This is a genomic window from Bartonella sp. CM120XJJH, from assembly GCF_042194715.1.
Classification (GTDB): Bacteria; Pseudomonadota; Alphaproteobacteria; order Rhizobiales; family Rhizobiaceae; genus Bartonella.
The window spans coordinates 1-898 of the sequence record NZ_JBHINE010000086.1; the positions used below are offsets into that span (position 1 = coordinate 1).

General features: G+C 40.1%; 1 protein-coding gene and 1 pseudogene. One reads left to right on the top strand and one right to left on the bottom strand.

What is annotated here, in order from left to right:
* Positions 1-18: 18 nt before the first annotated feature.
* A complete protein-coding gene (locus ACFIKU_RS09880) occupies positions 19-630 on the top strand; it encodes a BA14K family protein (protein WP_375657405.1) in 612 nt (203 codons plus the stop codon).
* 51 nt (positions 631-681) lie between these two features.
* On the opposite strand, the pseudogene ACFIKU_RS09885 reads toward ACFIKU_RS09880, so the two are convergent.
* Positions 682-828 (bottom strand): annotated as a pseudogene (locus ACFIKU_RS09885) (MBL fold metallo-hydrolase); the annotation flags it as partial.
* Between the last annotated feature and the right edge of the window lie 70 nt (positions 829-898).

Genomic DNA, 898 nt, shown 5'->3' on the forward strand with positions numbered 1-898 from the left:
TACACAAGGAGCATCATGATGAAAAAGATGATCAGGTTAGCGGTATTATCAGCAATGTCAACGGCAACCGTTTTGATGCCGCTAAATGCAACGCTTGCGGATATGGCATCGTATCATAGCTATGATATGAGGAGAGAGGCTGGTTTACCCTCTCGCAATTTTAGCTCTCATTCTTTTCATAGTAAACATTACTCTTTTGATGATCCCCACAAGCGTCATTATGTCAGCCGTAGATGGAGAGAACAACAACATCATCACGTTGAAAGCAAGACATATCATTATGTCGAACACCAAAAGACAAAACACAGTAATATTCAAGGAAATGCTTTAGCATTGGGTATTCTTGCTCTTGCAACAGGTGCAATTCTTATTAAAATTTTAAAAAAACCAGAACAGCCACAAATTGTCTATCAAGACACACCACAAGATCAGGTAATTTATCAAAAAGTTCCGCAAAATCAAAGGGTATATCAAGTGCAGCAAACGGTGGAATATGAGCCACTCCAGCAATCATTCGAATCTGATTGGCTTAACTATTGCAAGAAAAAATACCGCTCCTTCAACCCTAAAACAGGAACTTTTCGAGGCAATGATGGCTTAAATCATGTCTGCTATGCTCCAGTAAATTGAATTAACATTGAGAAAAACCCGCTCTAAAGCGGGTTTTTGATGTCCTCCCTCTCAAATCTCTTGAAGAAAAGGATTCCATTGGTGCTCATAGTCTATGTTACTTTTGGAACCATGCCCGCAAATAAAACAAACATCATCGCCTAAGGGTAAAACTTTTTCTGGAAAAGATTGTATCAATTTTTCATGGGAATAGAATGGGATGCGATGCGCCCGCAAACGATTGCCGTCTCTGCGACACCAGGACGCTGGGAAATAGAACAATCTCACG